Annotated in this window: 14 protein-coding genes; 9 read left to right on the forward strand and 5 right to left on the reverse strand. The window is 43.8% G+C overall.

The genetic code is table 11. The features are described from left to right. The first annotated feature begins 1 nt into the window (after position 1). Positions 2-718: a response regulator gene (locus tag AC04MN_RS09985; protein ID WP_475383059.1), complete on the forward strand. Its 717-nt coding sequence runs from the start codon at positions 2-4 to the stop codon at positions 716-718. Here AC04MN_RS09985 and AC04MN_RS09990 read toward each other — a convergent pair whose 3' ends face one another. Then, positions 719-2,263, reverse strand: a complete 1,545-nt coding sequence (locus tag AC04MN_RS09990) for an ArnT family glycosyltransferase (protein WP_475383060.1) — start codon at positions 2,261-2,263, stop codon at positions 719-721. 156 nt (positions 2,264-2,419) lie between these two features. Here AC04MN_RS09990 and AC04MN_RS09995 point away from each other — a divergent pair, with 156 nt between their 5' ends. After that, on the forward strand, positions 2,420-2,875 hold the full coding sequence (locus tag AC04MN_RS09995) for a fimbrial protein (protein ID WP_475383061.1): 456 nt from the start codon (positions 2,420-2,422) through the stop codon (positions 2,873-2,875). A 113-nt stretch (positions 2,876-2,988) separates the two neighbouring features. Here AC04MN_RS09995 and AC04MN_RS10000 read toward each other — a convergent pair whose 3' ends face one another. After that, positions 2,989-4,113 carry a transposase gene (locus AC04MN_RS10000; protein WP_475382640.1) on the reverse strand — a complete coding sequence of 375 codons (1,125 nt, stop codon included), beginning with the start codon at positions 4,111-4,113 and terminating at the stop codon, positions 2,989-2,991. A gap of 234 nt (positions 4,114-4,347) precedes the next feature. Here AC04MN_RS10000 and AC04MN_RS10005 point away from each other — a divergent pair, with 234 nt between their 5' ends. The 4 genes from AC04MN_RS10005 to AC04MN_RS10020 are packed head-to-tail and all read left to right on the forward strand — an operon-like array spanning position 4,348 to position 8,740. Further along, complete coding sequence (locus AC04MN_RS10005) at positions 4,348-4,659, forward strand: hypothetical protein (RefSeq protein WP_475383062.1); 312 nt, start codon at positions 4,348-4,350, stop codon at positions 4,657-4,659. Between the two features lie 36 nt (positions 4,660-4,695). Further along, the gene (locus AC04MN_RS10010) at positions 4,696-5,400 is read left to right on the forward strand and encodes a fimbrial biogenesis chaperone (protein ID WP_475383063.1); all 705 of its coding nucleotides are present in this window, start codon (positions 4,696-4,698) and stop codon (positions 5,398-5,400) included. After that, entirely contained in the window at positions 5,400-7,802 is a 2,403-nt protein-coding gene (locus tag AC04MN_RS10015) for a fimbria/pilus outer membrane usher protein (protein ID WP_475383064.1), read from the forward strand. The genes AC04MN_RS10010 and AC04MN_RS10015 overlap by 1 nt, the downstream gene beginning before the upstream one ends. Continuing rightward, positions 7,799-8,740, forward strand: a complete 942-nt coding sequence (locus tag AC04MN_RS10020) for a spore coat protein U domain-containing protein (RefSeq protein ID WP_475383065.1) — start codon at positions 7,799-7,801, stop codon at positions 8,738-8,740. Before AC04MN_RS10015 ends, AC04MN_RS10020 begins: the two co-directional genes overlap by 4 nt. Positions 8,741-8,769: 29 nt before the next feature. On the opposite strand, the gene AC04MN_RS10025 is transcribed toward AC04MN_RS10020, so the two are convergent. After that, complete coding sequence (locus AC04MN_RS10025) at positions 8,770-9,258, reverse strand: hypothetical protein (RefSeq protein WP_475383066.1); 489 nt, start codon at positions 9,256-9,258, stop codon at positions 8,770-8,772. Positions 9,259-9,441: 183 nt separating this feature from the next. On the opposite strand from AC04MN_RS10025, the gene AC04MN_RS10030 reads away from it, so the two are divergent. Together AC04MN_RS10030 and AC04MN_RS10035 are read left to right on the forward strand one after the other, a co-directional pair. After that, on the forward strand, positions 9,442-10,722 hold the full coding sequence (locus AC04MN_RS10030; RefSeq protein ID WP_475383067.1) for a sensor histidine kinase: 1,281 nt from the start codon (positions 9,442-9,444) through the stop codon (positions 10,720-10,722). A gap of 63 nt (positions 10,723-10,785) precedes the next feature. After that, positions 10,786-13,365, forward strand: a complete 2,580-nt coding sequence (locus AC04MN_RS10035; RefSeq protein ID WP_475383068.1) for a peptidase U32 family protein — start codon at positions 10,786-10,788, stop codon at positions 13,363-13,365. Here the strand turns inward: AC04MN_RS10035 and AC04MN_RS10040 are convergent. Next, entirely contained in the window at positions 13,362-14,291 is a 930-nt protein-coding gene (locus AC04MN_RS10040; RefSeq protein ID WP_475383069.1) for a beta-sandwich domain-containing protein, read from the reverse strand. The two genes, AC04MN_RS10035 and AC04MN_RS10040, sit on opposite strands and share 4 nt — an antisense overlap. Before the next feature lie 183 nt (positions 14,292-14,474). Between AC04MN_RS10040 and AC04MN_RS10045 the strand changes: the two genes are divergently transcribed. Beyond that, the gene (locus AC04MN_RS10045) at positions 14,475-15,626 is read left to right on the forward strand and encodes a PrpF domain-containing protein (protein ID WP_475383070.1); all 1,152 of its coding nucleotides are present in this window, start codon (positions 14,475-14,477) and stop codon (positions 15,624-15,626) included. Here the strand turns inward: AC04MN_RS10045 and AC04MN_RS10050 are convergent. Then, a complete protein-coding gene (locus tag AC04MN_RS10050; protein WP_475383071.1) occupies positions 15,588-16,385 on the reverse strand; it encodes a hypothetical protein in 798 nt (265 codons plus the stop codon). The genes AC04MN_RS10045 and AC04MN_RS10050 overlap by 39 nt on opposite strands. Position 16,386: the final 1 nt, after the last annotated feature.

Consider the following 16,386-nt stretch of genomic DNA (forward strand, 5'->3'; position numbering starts at 1 on the left):
TATGAGCAAGAAAATATTTATAGTAGACGATAATCCGACGGATTTGAAGCTAACAAGTTATGTGCTGGAGCGCGAAGGCTACCAAGTACAAACCTATTCGGATCCCGAGCTATTTTTAAAAGAATTTCCTCGGCTGACGATGGATGCCTTGATTTTAGATATCGAAATGCCAGTTTTATCGGGCTTAGATGTTTTACGTAAAATATCAGCTAAGATTTTTGAAAAGAACATCAAAGTTATGATGTTGACAGGTCGAAATGAAATGGGGGATGTCATAACTGCTGTGTCACTGGGGGCCAGAGATTATTCGATCAAGCCTTTAGATCCTTTACTTTTTGTTACAAAAACGCACAAGTTACTTGGTGATGATCCCGAAAAGGCTAAATGGCAGCAGGCGTCTTTAAGAAACTCCGAAGTCTCTCGGCAAATGAGTGCGAATTACAGCGGAAGTCTGTTAACCATTTCTGAACTCGAAATACAGTTTGTAAGTCCTTGGGCCGTGTTACCAGGCTCTCCGATGAAGTTGCAGCTGCAAGCACTTAAGGATCTAGAAATAGAAGAAATTCCAGTAATTGTAGAAAAGTCTCAGAGAGCGCCAGACGGTGTATCCTATGTACTGACTGCAAAAATTGTTGGGCTGAAAGAAGCAGAGCTCACAAAGATTCGAGTGCTCAGCTTTCGCTTGAATAAACTGCAAAAGCTGGAAGAGATGTCATAGCTACTTCTTTATGCCCTGAAAGTTTTTGCAGTAATAAAGATAAAATGTCCTTGCGTGCTCGTCGAATCGATAGGTTTTGTAGGTTTCTTCGAGGCATTCTTCCCAAAAAGCCCACTTATTCGGATCTGTTTTATACTTTTCACTAGTTACAAATAATGCATCAAGTCCTTCAAGAGCTTTCATTTCAAGAGGTGTTTGCTGAACGGTATATTGCGACGTTGTTGTGTTCAGCATATAAACTTTTTGTTTTGCTCCCCAGGTCATCTGAGCTGTGGTTTCATAGCGCTGCGAGGCTAAGAAAGGGCGACGACCCGACTCAGCATGCAGCTCTCTTTGTCGGCGGTTGATAAACTGTCCGAACTCTTCCCAGCCGTAAAATTCATTTGTAAAGTCCCAGGAGGTATTCCAGGTTTGAGCGGGTCTGAACAGTTTATAAACTTTGGGTATCCAAGGGTAGGCTAAACCCGTATAAAAAATAAAATTTAATGGGATAAAAAAGATCAGAACTCCCCACAAAATTTTTCTACTTTTAGGGATAAATAGAACACGCCCTTTGTATTTAAGGCCACGCACCCATAAGTAGGCCACGGCCATGCTTAATATCAAAAGTGCGGTGCCTGACCAATGAGGTTTGTATTCTGCTTTTAGGGGTTGCCAAAAGAAAACAAGGAAGGATGGAATGCTCAATGAAAAAATGAATCGCCAATGAGGCATGGCTCGGTGATGCCAAGCCAAAACTAGAGAGACTAATGAGAGGCCATAAACTACAGGAGTATAAAGACCGAACTGGGTTCCGAGAAAGCCAATCCAGCGAACGAATGAAAACTCATCTCGAGAGTGGCGGTCTGACAGCTGATAGATAAAACCCGGCCAACCATTTTGAATGTTCCAAATGAATATTGGAGAAGCAATCAGAGTTGCAATCAAAATGCCGACCCAGGGCCAAGGCGTTAGCAAGTCTTTACGGCGATGAGGGGTTAAAAGTAAATAGATGCCAAAGCCAATCGCTAGCAATGCTATAATAAACTTAGAATTCAAGCCCAGGCCCATGATGATGCCCAGATAAATCCAAGTCTTTTTTAGACTCCATTGATATTCGTCTTCGCGAGCTCCTTGCCAGAAAACCCAAGCTCCTGCCATCCAAAAAAAGATGAAAGGAGGTTCGGGGCTAGCTACGTATCCTCCTAATCCAAAAACTGGAGAAAAAAGCATCAATAGCGACGCGACGTAAGCTTCTGTTTCACCGAACAATTCTTTTGTAAGCTTCCATAAAAACCAAAGAGTTCCCATGTAGAAAAGCAAAAAAGGGAGTCGAATTCCAATATAGGTTTCGCCTAAAATCCAGGTAGACAAAGCTTCGACCCAGGCAACCATACCTGGGTGATCGAAATAGGAAAGTTGTAAGGGGTGTGTCCAAGACCAGTGGTAGGCCTCATCGTCAATCAAAGGAATATAAAAACTAAAGAGGAACCTTGTCGCAAAAACTAGACTCAAAAAGAGAATGATCTTTTGCTTCGGGTTAAGAGTATTCCACACGTTTTTCATGCTTGGCACTCTACATCTATTTTCGGTCTGATGTCGATGAAATTGACAGTTTTTTTAACCGCTACAAGCATAAAATGAGTCTCAGCGATGGCGTGTCTTTTGCTGAGGTGTTTCATTGTCTAGTTTGAAATTTATTACTTTAATAAGGGAGAAAAAATGAAATTGAAAGCTGCTCTAATTACAACTCTTTTTGGTTTATCAGCTCAAGCTGCGACGTCTGGGACATTGTATCTAGAGGGTGTTGTCGCCCCCGTATATTCCATTGTGGTGACGGCATCGGGTAATACAGGTCTGAATATCACTGGCGGTGAAACTGCAAAAACGGTGGGCTCGGTACGAGAGGTTTCTAACAACCCAGACGGTTATAAGATTTCGGCGTCGTCTCAAAACGGCGGCTTGCTGTCATCAGGTCGGGACAGTGTTTCATATTCGATTCAATATGATGGCGGATCTGCTGTTAATTTGAACTCTAAGAAAGTTGTAAAGACAGTCAGCACGTTGGCGGCAGCGTCAGATGTGAACTCTGCAGTGAAGATCACCTTTGCGGGCAAGGCTACGGCTTTGGCTGGAACTTTCAGCGATACAATCACTTTTGAAATTGCGGCTCCATAGTTTCCAGATAGTTTCTGGGTGCCTTAAATTAAATCCTAAAATGAGACATACCAGCCCCGACGTATTGACCGATAAATAAGTGTTACCGAAGGACTTGTCTGTGGGTTTATGTGTCATGCTGGTATTCCTTCTGGATCTTCTTCGGTTTTTTGAAGAAGTTTGTTGATGATCTTTAGTTTAGTTTCTATGCTTTTTTTGAGTTCGAACGGATTTAAAGTTTGTTCAAGCTTTCTTAGCTTCTCTTTGCAGTCTGGGGAGACGTTTGGTGAAGCTAGGATTCTTTCTAAAGGTGTCTGTGGTTCCGAGTATTTCTTCTTGTACTTTGCCCCCACTCGAGTTTTGTATTCCAACTTCATCTGCGGATAAAAAAGATTTTGTAGTAACGACCATTCGTTGCGGTAAATGTCGTTCATCACTTCGATCAGATCTTTTTTGTCTAAACGATCCCAACCAAAAAGCTCCCTGACATGGGTGAAGTTCTTTTGCTCAACGTAACACTGATCATTCTTGCGGTAGGGACGACCTCGCTTAAGAGCGACCTTTTCTTCGCGGTCTTGCAGGTAACGGAGGAACTGATGGTTTAAAAACTCGTTGCCGTTATCCGTGCAGATCGTGTGTAGCCTAAACGGTAAACTTCTTTCAATGTCCACCATGCAAGTCGTAACCCCGAACGAAGACTTGCCCCACATAGCACGGCACTCCGTCCAACTGCTCAGTACATCCGTCACGGTTAGCGTAATCGCATAAGCTCCACTTAAGCTCCCGCCACAGTGGTGAACCGTGTCGGCCTCGATATGCCCCACGGATCCCACGTTGTAGTCCAGGGGCTTTAAAGGGATCATCGTTTTGATGTACTTACCGGCTCTCGTACCGCTATTCCAGTGACGGCGGTATTGTGCCTTGTAGGGCCGCAGATATACATCTATGGTTGTTTTACTCATCTGTAGCAATAAGTGCTTGGTCACATCAGGAGCTTCGTAGTGAGTAATCCAGCGAGGCAAGGCCTTCTTCATTCTGCGCGAACAGAGCTGCCCCATCTCCAGCCACAACTTCTTTAAATGCTGGATCACGAAATCGTCGTAAATACGACGGCGACCTCGAGACTCTTTGGGCTTTTTATTTTTTACATAATTCAAGGCCCTCACGGCACTTTTTCTGTGAACTTTTAAATTTTTCTCCAGCTCATCCAAAATGAGACGCTTCTCCTTGCGACACGCATTCTGGTAACGTTCGCTCATAACTCGGACATAGTCCCACTTACTAGACCCTTGCACCAAATCACCTCCCTGTGATTCTAAGGACTTAAGGCTAGCCTGTTCGGTAACACTATTTAACGGGCAATGAGCTTGGGGACGAAAATCTGGATCTCGTTTTGAGGCAGCTTCGGTAACATTTATTTCCGGGCAATTCGCCCGAATCTTCGGGGCTTTTTTATTACTAAAGTCCGGTCTAGCTTTTCCGATAAATGAAGCATGATGAAAAGAGTTTTCTTTCTGGTTCTATTAGCGGCGGTCCCGACAAAAGCGAATAATTTGTTTTTATCGGGGGTGGTTTTACCGAAGGTCGAGGTATTAGGGACAGATCAGGATTTGCGAATTAATGGAACCCCTGAGTTTCCATATAAGGTCCACGTTCAAGCTAAAGGTGGCGACCGCAGTCCAGCGTCCACAGTCAACCAAGGTGAAGATTTCGCAACCGAGATCGTTTTTGAATCAGGTATGGCGATGGCAGGACTTCGCGATCTTCCGAAGGGGCAGTATAGAGTCGAGTTTCAGGCGCCTTGACTGTTCTGTCATCTTTAAAATCGTTACTATAGAGGGATGAAAGCAATCATCCCTTTTTTGTTTGTATCTGTGTTATGTAGTTCATTCACCTATGCTTTTTCTTTGACCCCCATGGTTTCTGAATTCGAAGTAGAGGGAAGTAAATCCTCGGTCAGTTTTGTTCTTCAAAATCCATCAAATGAGGACGTGGCGATCAAAGCTCAAGTTTTAGCACGAGGTGAAGATGAGGCTGGAAAAGAAACTCGCCAATCGACCTCTGACTTTTCCCTTTTTCCGGAACAACTTGTCTTAAAGGCAGGAGAAACTCGCAATTTGCGTGTGGCTTATATGGGAGAAAAAGAACTAAACCAGGAAAAGGCTTATCGTTTAGTGGTGGAGCAACTGCCTATTAATTTAAAGAAGACAGTAGATACTAAAAAAAGAGTCGATCTAAAATTTATGATCAGCTTTGTAGCGTCCCTTTATGTTCTTCCAAAGAAAATTGAATTTAAAGCTGCGGCTCAAATCAAAAATCAAAAATTAGTGATTGAAAACGTTGGAAATCTTCATTTTCTAATTAAAGACATTTCGGAAATTGAAATTTCCAAGGCCGCTAAGAAGTGGAATTTTGATTTGAAGCAGCTTAAAGAACATTTAGGAGATAACCTGCTGGTTGGAAAAAGTAAATCCTATAGCGTTGATCTACCTGCAGGTATTGACGATTCGACCGTCGTTAAAGTGAAACTGAGAGAGCGTCAATAATGCCTTTTTGGAGGGGATCTATTCGATCTGTTTTCATATTTGTTCTTTTGTTTTGTAGTCAATCGGTGTTGGCTCAGCAGCTCCCATTTCCCTTAATTGTTAATGGCCAGCTTTTAGGAGATGTGCGAGTCACCCCATCAGAAGATGCCGAGCAAGTCTCAGTCTTGATACAAGACTTAATTCAAGTTGGAGGTAGTCAGCTGATTCCTGCGAAAAAAGCGCAACTCGAAGAATTAGCTCGTTTAAACTCCTCACTTAAGATTCGCGATTTGAACGCGCAGGGATTCAATTTAAAATTTGATGTTAATAAACTTCAATTAAGTTGGGGGCAATCACCTGAAGAGATGAGCTCTCAAGATTTTATAAAATCAAAAAATGAAGGTTTGGCGTTGCGCTTGGATCCAGAACCGTGGAGTCTTATCTTTAATGCACGAGCCTCCCAAAATATTTATTCTCCTGATACTGCGAATAAGTCTTTTCGGGATCCTATTCTAGGTGATCATGATTTTGCCTTGCGCTTTAAAAAGCTTGTTTTTGAGGGGTACTTTAAAACCTTCGAGAATAGCCGTTCGGTGTATCGACAAGACTTTAGGGCGGTCTATGATCGACCTGATTTATCGACTCGATGGAGTCTTGGAGATTTGCAATATGGGGTGCTCGGATATCAAGTATTTCGGCCTCTATTAGGTCTGGGGATGCAAAAGGATCCGGCGATTAGTTGGGATCCTTTAACGCAGGTTTTGAGCGGGCAAGAAATTGTCTTAAATCGCTTTTCGTTAGTTGAAATCTATATCAATGGTTCGCTGTATAGGTCTCAGCGTTTGGGGCCAGGGCGCTTTAATATTGCAGACCTTCCGTTAGTGGCGGGATTAAATCAAGTTCAGATTTTGGTGACTGATGAAAACGGAGAAACTCAAAAAGTTGAGTTTCCATATTTGTCTGAGCAAAGTTTATTATCCAAGGGCGAGCAGCGCTACAGTCTAAATGCTGGTCGTTTGGGTTTTGATCAATCAAATACCGGGAGAGAGTACTATAAGAACTCTGGCTATTCCTTTTATCACAGATGGGGGCTGCATGAAACCTTCACGTCAGGCGTCTGGGCGCAGGGTGATGATGGCCAAAATATCGCAGGCCTTGAGGGAACCTTAGGGACTCGATGGGGATTATTTTCCGCAGAGGGCGCTCGTAGCTATTTGAGAAATGACAAGGCGCAGTTTGCAGGTCGTCTTCGATACCGAAGCTTTACCAATAAGAATTTATGGCAAAGTTCTTTAGGTTTATCCTTAGAAAATCGAGAGCTTCGATTTTCTACTTGGGGAGTATCCAATCCATACGAGCGATATGAATGGCAGCGCGACTGCTTTATCAGTTTTTCGCCATGGTTTGGTCATCGATTAACAGTGGGGGCGTTACAGGCTGACGACCGCATGGGAATAAAAAATAAAAACCAAAATTATGCAGTCTACTCGTTGTCTCCAATTAAAAATGGCCAGTTGAGTTTTGAATACTCGGAACGGAAAGACGCCACAATCAATGAAAATAGACTTTTCGTATATTTTAATTGGTTCGAGCCCAAAAAGAATTTGCAGGTATATTCTTCATACGTCGAAAAAGATCGTGAAACGAGGGCGCAAATATCTTGGGAGCCTTCTCGAAAAGAGTCGCCTTGGAGTGCGAGGGCGGGTGTCGCTTCGAAGGCCAGCAGCACGATCGCGAATGCTGAAACCTCTTACCGCAGTTCTTCGTTTGTTGCTGGTGTTTCTGGCGAGTGGAAGGATTCATCGCTTGATCTTGCCAAAAGATCCGGAGCTTATCGTTGGAATGTGGGATCGGCCATAGTGGTAATGCCTGGTGCGTGGACATTGTCTAGACCAGTTACTGATTCCATTTTGCTTGTAAAATTGGACGAGACTCAGGCAAGCAAAGACGTGACCGTATCCGCCGTCGGAGATCTACTTGAAGAAGATTCAGTTCGGCGGAATCAGTTGGTTCTTCCTGAGCTTGCGTCCTATCGCCGCTTCGAGATGGGTGTGCAACTGGGGGGAGGATCTCTTTTTACGTCTTTAGCCAACGATCGTTTTACACTTTATCCAACCTATCGAAGTGCCATGAAGATTGCGCTTGAAACACGTGGGACGTTGGTGGCTCGTGCTCGGTTAATAGATCGAAGGCAGCGTCCGGTAGATCTAATTGCTGGACGTTTATTAAATGTGCGAGGTGATGAGCAGGCAGTGTTTTTCACAGACAAGCAGGGTCGGCTCTATTTAGAAGGTATCAAACCAGGAAAATACTCGTTGGAATTAGAGACGAATGGTTCGTTGCAAAAAATAGAAATTGAAATACCGGAACTCAAGTTTGGCGAAGTGGATCTTGGAACTTTTGTTACTAAGGAGGGTTTATGAGGCATCCAGTTCGCTGGTTGGTAGGGCTTGTCAGTGCATTCTTAGTTAGCAACAAAGTTGTGGCTCAAACTAACTGCAATGGTGTCTATCTTAAAGATGTCACTGGAAATTACAGCTTTAACAGCGGAGCTGCTCCTGCTTTGACGTTTCGAGTGGCTCGGGGCAACTCCAGTGCGTGCAATTACTTTGTTGGCTTCTCGACCGGTTGGTCGCTGTCTTACAATCCTCGTGGCATGTACACGTGGTACCAATATTACCCCTATAATATCTATGTCGATTCAGGCCGAACAAGAATAATCAAAGAGGCAGGGGTTTCCACTTCATCGTCCGATTTTATAGTTGGCTCTTTTCCAAGTGGCTCTCCTAGTTTGACTTCAAATTTGCATACCTACTATATGAAGCTGTTGCCCGATCCTGTCGGTGTTGATTCGGGGAACTATCTAGATGTCGTAACAATGATTCTTTATGAAGGAACACCAGGCGGAAGTTATCGCACTATACAAGCGTGGAACTTAGTCCACACTTACTACGTTAATGCGAATACTCATATATCTTTGGTCGACTCTGGCGCACCTTTTAATATTAATGACACGTCTCAGACTTTACAGTTTGGAACTCTTACTCCGGGAGCAAGTCGGGGCTTTGATTTGATCGCTGTTTACAATGCCGGCTATCGAATATATGCCTCGTCTATGAATAACGGAGGTCTTAAGCATTCCAACAACAGCACGATTATTCCGTACTCTTTTAAAGTTGGCACACAGACAAAGAACCTTTCGGGTTCGGCCAGTAATCCAGTTTTGATAGCTGAAGGTAGTGGCCAAAGTTCGAGTGCTGGCACACGCCATGCTGTTAACGTCAGTATTGGAAACTTCAGTCAGGCTCTTGCAGGTAGTTACGCCGATGTGATCACTCTCACGGTCGAGTCAAAAGAGTAGTCCTTACTTGAAGGAATGTTCTGGAATTGTTAGTTGCGTGATTGGCGCGCCTGCTGGCGTTGAATCTCTTGCCATTTGAGGCGTTCTTCCCGAGCCGCTGGAAATGAAATTTCCCTATCGGGCAGCGCATCGACTGCTGATTTAATCTGATGGTGATAAAGCAATATATTTGATCCACTCATGAGGACTTTCAGATAGCGGCTAGTAAATGCCCCGTAGCCATCTTGAGGACCACCCATTAAAAGTCGCTTAAGCTCGGCCTTCGCCGTTCCAGCAAACTCCACCGGTATCGGCTTTATTTCAGTCAATAAATCAATATCGGTAACAAGAGAGTTGAACTCTTTGAGCCATTCGTAATCTGGATTTGTCGTGATCAGTTGAAACCATTCTGTTGGCGTTGATAAATGCCCCACCTTGAGGTCATGCTCTTCTTTAAGGTGAGCCAAGAATTCTTTGTGAAGGTCCAAAAGACGCTTACGAACTATTAATAATTGAGAGCTTAAATCCTGAGCATTCATGCCTTTATATTTGCCCCAATTTTACTTTTTTGACCAGACAAAAATGCGGTTCACCTTGGACTAAAGGGGAAATCTTATTTAAAAGGCCTGTCAGATAATCAAATTGCTGTTTTGTGTCTGAAATCATTGCATAATGAAGTGATTTTTACGTCGATTTCCATTTTAAAAAATGGAGGGGGTTTCTTGCAGTTCTTCAAACCACTTAATGATGATGGTGATCTTCTATTAAAAAATAGGATTAAATATTTTAATGCCCTCTTTGTGATCTCTGCAATCACTGTGGGATTTTATATTTTAAAGTATAATTTTCAGTACAAATTCTACTATTACAATTGGCAATTGATTCCACCATATTTGCTTTATCTAGCTACGCCGTTGATTTATCGGCGAACTCAAAACTTACTTTTAACCGAGATCTTGCTGTATACGATACCATCTTTGGAATTGATTTTTTTGGTGTGGACGGCCGGTGGGATGCAGGCCCCCGGAGTATTTTGGCTTAGTGCGGTTCCTTTAACCGCGGGAATATTTTTTGGTCGGTATGGAAACTTCATTGGAGCCGCTACGGTCCTGTTGGCAGTGGCGTTCTATTATACTTGCGATTATTGGGGAATGAGTCCTAACTTTATCCGCGACTTAAACATTTACGACGTTGAAAAACGTATGAATACTTTATTTTTTTTGGCCTATTCGGCAACTGTAACCCACTATTTCGTGACAGCTGAAGAGAAAATGATCGGCGAAATTCAAGATTCGAAGCAAGAGGTTGAAAACCTATTACGTATTCTTATTCATGATGTAGCGACTCCTTTGACCGTCGTGCAGATGGAGGCCTTTCGACTAAAGAAAAAAGTCGAGCAGCCTGACTTGTTGACATCAGTTTCCCGAATCGAAAGAAGTACCGAAAATCTGAATGCTATTTTAGCTCAAATCCGCGAGTTCAAATCTTTAAAAGATGGGAAGGTATTTTTAAAACCTCACCCAATTCATATTAATGCCTTAATTCACGAGGCCATTGATCAATTAAAGGTACGCCTAGAAGATAAAAATATGCGTATTGAACTTTCAATGCCTAGCGAGGATGTCTATATCGAAGGGGCCTCTGTCCCTTTTAGAAATATCATTGTCATGAACTTGTTAACTAACGCGATCAAGTTTTCTCCAGAGGGATCTAAAATCGATCTGACAGTGTCTAAAAATCAGGCCGAAATAGTTTTAAAGGTTCGAGATTATGGTTTAGGAATACCACCTCACATTTTAGAGAACCTTTTTAGTATGAGCGCCCAGACATCTAGGTTAGGCACCCGAGGAGAAAAAGGGACCGGATATGGTATGCCTTTGGTTAAAGAATATGTCCAAAAAATGCATGGACGAATAGAGGTCGTTTCGAATGAGGTCGCGGGTGTGAATCAATTACAAGGTACTGAAGTGACATTGCGTTTCCCTCTGGGGCAAAAGGGATGAATCTTGCGGTCTAGAGCCTAGTGCGATATAAAGTGGGGCTTTTCAAGAGCTGAAGGAGTTCCCATGCCAAAGTCACATCAGTCACGTCACGAATTATTGCTACCTGTCGGCAACAAAGAAATGGCACTTGCGGCAATCCACAACGGCGCTGATGCGATCTATGTGGGATTTCCTGGTTTCAATGCTCGTGGTCGCACTGTCGATTTAGCACTAGATGATCTTAAAGAATTGATCGATATGGCGCATGCCCATGGCGTGAAGGTCAACCTGGCCTTGAATATTCTAATTTTTCAAAATGAACTTCAACGTCTTGCTGAAGCTCTAGAAAAAATCATTCCTTTAAAACCCGATGCTTTTATCGTGCAGGATCTTGGTGTTGTGCAGTTGATTCGTCAGATTGCGCCAGAGCAAGTGATTCATGCATCAACTCAGATGACCATCACAAATCATGAAGCGATTTCTTTGCTAGATGATTTAAGAATCAAGCGTTTTGTATTGGGGCGTGAAAATTCAATTGAAGAAATCAAGCTTATCAAAGCTAAAACCGAAAAAGAACTTGAGGTCTTTGTACACGGGGCTCTTTGTGTTGCTTACTCGGGGCAGTGCTTTACTTCTGAAGGAATCGGCGGGCGTTCGGCCAATCGCGGGCAGTGCGCGCAAAGCTGTCGATTTGCATACGAGATGATCGTCGACGGTAAAAAGAAACAGTTAGTAGATAGGCAGCACCTGGTTTCGCCTCAAGATCTTTGCGGAATTAAAGAAGTACCGGCTTTGATGGATATTGGGGTTCATACTTTTAAAATCGAAGGCCGCCTTAAGACTCCTGACTATGTGGCTTCTGCGGCCAGTGAATATCGTCAAGTGATTGATTTGCATGAGCAGGGCGAGAAGGTCTCTAAGCGGCAGTTTGACAAATCAATTGCGAAGATGGCAACGACCTACTCTCGAGGTTTTTTTTCGGGATGGCTTCATGGTGTTGATCATCAGAAGCTTGTAAACGGTCGATATTCTGCTCACCGTGGGCACCGCATCGGGCAAGTTCAAAATATTCATGAAGACGCTATCATCTTAGAAACTTCCACTGAGGTTCACTTGAAGCCTGGTGATGGTATAATGATCGCTTGGAATCGAGGGATGGATAAAATCGAGCGGGGCGCGCAAATATACGAGTGCCGTCAGCTTGAACGTCAGCGTAACAAGTGGGAGCTTAAGTTCAGTCGAGATTTCAAGCTTGAGTTGCAAATGGAAGGCGCCGGAGTTTGGCTTAACCATGATGGTGATTTAAAAAAAGAACTTTTTAAATCTTGGAATGATAAAAATCTACGCCGTCGAGTGCCTGTTGAAATTCAAGTTAAGATGGAGTCGGGTCAGCCATTACGTGTGACAATGTCAGATGGAAAAAGATTTGTTCAGGCAATGACTCAATCAAATGTTGAGCCAGCAAAAAGCCGGGGCGTCGAGGATTCCTTTATTGCAGAAGAGTTAGCGGCCCTTGGCGGGACTCAATTCGAAGCCGTGAAGATTCAAATTGAGCGTTCCGACGAGGGGCCTTTATTTATTGCGCATAAAGAACTCAAAGAAGTGCGTCGTCAAGCGGCAGCTCTTTTAGATCAGTCATTGATGGCGACGACTGTTGATGGATTTGTCGCTAATGTGAAGCCTGTTGGTGAGGTCGTTGAATGGATCGAGCAGAAAAAGAGTCCGGCGGTGCAGAGCCCGGGATTGATGAGGTTAAACATATTGCTGCGTGAAATTGGGCAGGTAGAAGATTTGGTTGCTGCGGTAATGTCGCAGCGCCTTTCGAAAGAAACCATCGATGCAGTTATTTTAGATTTTGAATTTGGACGTGATTATCAGCCGGCAATCGAGGCGGTACGTTCTGCGGGGTTGAAAGTCGGTATTGCGACGACGCGAATTCTAAAACCTCAAGAGTATAATAATTTAAAAGTGATCGAGCGATTGGCGCCAGATATAATTTTGGTGCGCAATTTAGGGTCTCTTCGTTACTTTACCGAAGTGTCTCCATTTGCCGGAGAATTGCGTGGAGATTTTAGTTTGAATGTGACCAATCATTTATCAGCATCATATTTGTTGAACAAAGGCCTGCATTCAGTATGTGCATCCTATGATTTGAACCACCAACAGGTTTCGGATCTTCTTCACTCTGCAGATGCTAATAAAATAGAGATTTCGGTTCTTCAGTACATGCCTTCATTTCATATGGAGCATTGTGTTTTTGCAGCATTCCTTAGTAAAGGCTCTTCGTTTAAAGATTGCGGAAAACCTTGTGAACAGCATATTGTCGAGCTTGAAGATCAATTTGGACATCGTCATCAAATCAAGCCAGATCAAGAGTGCCGAAATACAATGTATTCCGCAGTTGCACAGTCTGCCTTAAAATACGTTCCCCAATGGAAGACGGCAGGTTTGGGGTCGGTGCGTATGGAGGCTCTTCGCGAGCGCGGGGAAGACTTGCTTTCAAAAATACAACGACTTCAAGAATTTATTTTGGGCAAAAAAGAAGCCCAACTCGTTGTTCAAGAGCTGGGCTTATCAGAAAAGTATGGATTGGCAGAAGGAAATTTAGCTCGCGAGATTGAGTACGCGAGCCGTAAAAAAAACCAACAGCCTTTTGGTCGTTAGAAGCGTTCAGCTTTCGAGCGCACTTCGTCTCCGTGAATGTCCTCTAGGAGGACCTTCATTGAGGCGATGCCACCATAGGATTCTGCGCGGATATCGATATAGCCCGTACTAACACCGATGCTTCTTAGGTCGAGGGATTTAGTTGATCCTCTGTTAAAGATAGCATTAGTTCCAGCAAAGTTGATAGGCACCTTATGCCCCTGACGGGTGACAACAATGATTTGATGAATTTTAAGATTGTTGTCTCGTACCTCTAAATGCAGACGCTCTAGGATGGACGCATTCGAGAGGCGTATCCGAATCCATTCACCACCTGATTTTCGCGTAATAGTATTCACCAAAGTGCCGCCAATGAATGACTGAGAGTTTTCCATGGAGCCATCAGCTCCAGGTAGGCCGCCATCGTTTGAAACCGTATTCCAATTAATATCGCTTTCTTTAACATCGTACCACTGACCGCTACGCTTTAAACAAGCAGATGCGACTGTCGAGTCCGATCGGCCGTTGACTCTGAAATCACTGCGATAACGACGGCAATACTCACCGGTTCGTTTATGGTATCCATCGTCTGTCGTGGTGACTTCGCCTTGTGCCCCCGTACGACCTCCATAGTCCGAGCCTTCCCATTCAATAGTTTCACCTATGCGAGATTCCAGAGCACGGCGTTGAGCATCGGCGTAGGCTCGTTTGTCGGCCTCGTCCATAGATGCACCAATTCGATTCCCTAAAAAGCCACCAATTAGGGCTCCGATAATAGTGCCATTTCGGCGGCTGACTTCAGAGTCGCCCGTCGCATTTCCCAAAAGTCCTCCGATAATGCCTCCCAGAACAGTTCCCACGCCTTCTTTGTTTGCAAAGGCGGGCTGAACAGCCGAGGTCATAGAAATGGCGGCCATGGTTGCAAGAACGATTTTCTTACCTGACATTGGAAACTCCTTTTGAAACTTTTATTTAAAGTTTTAGTTCGCGGGACTTTCCAATACAAAACCGATGCCTTGTTCGCTTCCAAATAAAGAGGTGATTAGATAGGTAAACTGTCTAAAAAAGAGACACTCAGCCTTTGCTTGTCATTTTTGGAACTTGGATTATTCTTAGGGGAGGGGGATTGTATGCAGCGAATACCTGCTAGTTTCTATCGAGGCGGAACAAGTAAGGCCTTGTTGTTTAAGACTGAAGATTTGCCTTTAGACAAGTCTTGTTGGGACTCTTTGTTTCTAGCTGCTCTAGGAAGTCCCGATCCCTTGGCGCGTCAACTTGATGGAATGGGCGGGGGAATATCATCTTTATCCAAGGTAGGTGTTCTTTCTAATTCTTCTAATAAACGCGACTATGATGTGGAATATACATTTGTTCAGGTTTCCGTAAAAGATCGGAAGGTTGATTACAATGGAAACTGTGGAAATATTGTAAGTGCGGTGGGGCCTTTTGCGATTCAGCAGGGCTGGATGGGGGCGGTGTCTGACGGAGAGGTCAAGGTTCGCATTTTAAATACCAATACACAAAAGATTATCGAATCTTGTTTTACTGTTAAAGACAATCAGCCTGTCTTTGACGGCGACTTTACCATCCCCGGGGTTGCCGGATTTGGCTCGCCCATTCGCTTGAATTTTTTAAATCCAGGTGGAGCCAGCACAGGTAAGTTACTTCCCACTGGCGCAGTCCAAGAAATGCTGGGTGTGCCGGGAGTTGGTGACGTTATGGTTTCTTTGGTTGACGCCGCTAATGCCACAGTTTTCCTGAAGGCCGAGCACTTTAATTTGGTGGGGAACGAGTCTGCGGAAGAACTCGAGATGAACAAAGAATTGCTTCGGAAGCTCGAGTTGATTCGGCAAGCCGCATCCGTCGCAATGGGCATCACGCCTAATCTTGAAGCCGCAAGCAAAAGTTTATCAGTGCCTTATATTGCTTTGGTCAGTGCTCCTAAAGGGTTTGTTACATCGGATGGTGAAAGAATATCTTCCGATGAAATGGATTTTACAATGCGAGTAATTGCCAGCGGACAGGCTCACAAGGCTTTGCCACTGACCGTTTCGCTTTGTGCGGGAGTTGCAGCACGTATTCCCGGGTCCATTTTAAATGAGGTCCTTGTGAAGGATGCGGGGACTCTTTCGTTGATTCGGCTTGGTATGCCTTCTGGCATTCTAGCTGTTGATGCCGAAGTTGTAAAAAAAGGGAATCAGTATCATGCCATCAGCGGGGGATTTTACCGAACGGCACGTCCTTTATTTGACGGACATGTTTGGATTCCCAAAATAGTCTAAACACGCCTTTTGTTCGAATTTCGAAAATTGTTCTTCCAAGTTCTCAGGAAGTTTTTCGGTCATTGGAATTTGGGCTTTTCTTTTAAAGGCATTTAGGAGTGTTCCTCGAAAGAAAAACCAACTATGTGCGGGGGCGGTATTCATATCAGAAATTAGATAGTGCCAGTCTTTTAAAAATTGAGGATCCTGCTGTATCAGCTCTTGTATTAAGGGCTCTGCTTTTAAATACATAAGGCGCTGGAATTGTTCCTTTTGTAAAACTGAGGCGGTTGGGTCTTCAAAATATTTAGCGGCATGCTCTAAATCATGAATTGTAAACTCTAGATTGTTCTTGTCCGCGGTGATCATTTCTGTATAAGGACGATCTTTTAAAATTGAAACGACTCGGTAGCCTTCGGCTTGAATTGCTAAAAGTTCTTCCGGTGTTGGATAGTCCCAGCGGCCGATCAAAGGCCATGCATCTTGCCAAAAAGCCAATAAAGCTAACTGTGCATTTTGACGAAGACCTTTGAGGCGCATGGTGGATAGAAACTGATCGGGAGACTGATCCCTGTAGGAAGAAAATTCCGCAGGCCATAGTTCCTTCCAGTATTTTTGAAATTGATTCGATTTTGGATTTGGAATGGAAATAGTTGCTGTGTATTTAATGGGTTTTAGCGGGGCGGCGAAGCGTCCTTGTATTAGGGTTCTTCCTTCTTTTATTAGCAGGCCTTTGATCACGAAATAGATGCAATATTCTTGAGGGCTTAAGTTTTCCATT

Source organism: Bdellovibrio sp. ZFWA1, from assembly GCF_056175665.1.

Coding starts and splice junctions, on each gene's coding strand:
- AC04MN_RS09985 (WP_475383059.1), top strand. CDS start 2: ATGAGCAAGAAAATATTTATAGTAGACGATAATCCGACGGATTTGAAG.
- AC04MN_RS09990 (WP_475383060.1), bottom strand. CDS start 2,263: ATGAAAAACGTGTGGAATACTCTTAACCCGAAGCAAAAGATCATTCTC.
- AC04MN_RS09995 (WP_475383061.1), top strand. CDS start 2,420: ATGAAATTGAAAGCTGCTCTAATTACAACTCTTTTTGGTTTATCAGCT.
- AC04MN_RS10000 (WP_475382640.1), bottom strand. CDS start 4,113: ATGAGCGAACGTTACCAGAATGCGTGTCGCAAGGAGAAGCGTCTCATT.
- AC04MN_RS10005 (WP_475383062.1), top strand. CDS start 4,348: ATGATGAAAAGAGTTTTCTTTCTGGTTCTATTAGCGGCGGTCCCGACA.
- AC04MN_RS10010 (WP_475383063.1), top strand. CDS start 4,696: ATGAAAGCAATCATCCCTTTTTTGTTTGTATCTGTGTTATGTAGTTCA.
- AC04MN_RS10015 (WP_475383064.1), top strand. CDS start 5,400: ATGCCTTTTTGGAGGGGATCTATTCGATCTGTTTTCATATTTGTTCTT.
- AC04MN_RS10020 (WP_475383065.1), top strand. CDS start 7,799: ATGAGGCATCCAGTTCGCTGGTTGGTAGGGCTTGTCAGTGCATTCTTA.
- AC04MN_RS10025 (WP_475383066.1), bottom strand. CDS start 9,258: ATGAATGCTCAGGATTTAAGCTCTCAATTATTAATAGTTCGTAAGCGT.
- AC04MN_RS10035 (WP_475383068.1), top strand. CDS start 10,786: ATGCCAAAGTCACATCAGTCACGTCACGAATTATTGCTACCTGTCGGC.
- AC04MN_RS10040 (WP_475383069.1), bottom strand. CDS start 14,291: ATGTCAGGTAAGAAAATCGTTCTTGCAACCATGGCCGCCATTTCTATG.
- AC04MN_RS10045 (WP_475383070.1), top strand. CDS start 14,475: ATGCAGCGAATACCTGCTAGTTTCTATCGAGGCGGAACAAGTAAGGCC.
- AC04MN_RS10050 (WP_475383071.1), bottom strand. CDS start 16,385: ATGGAAAACTTAAGCCCTCAAGAATATTGCATCTATTTCGTGATCAAA.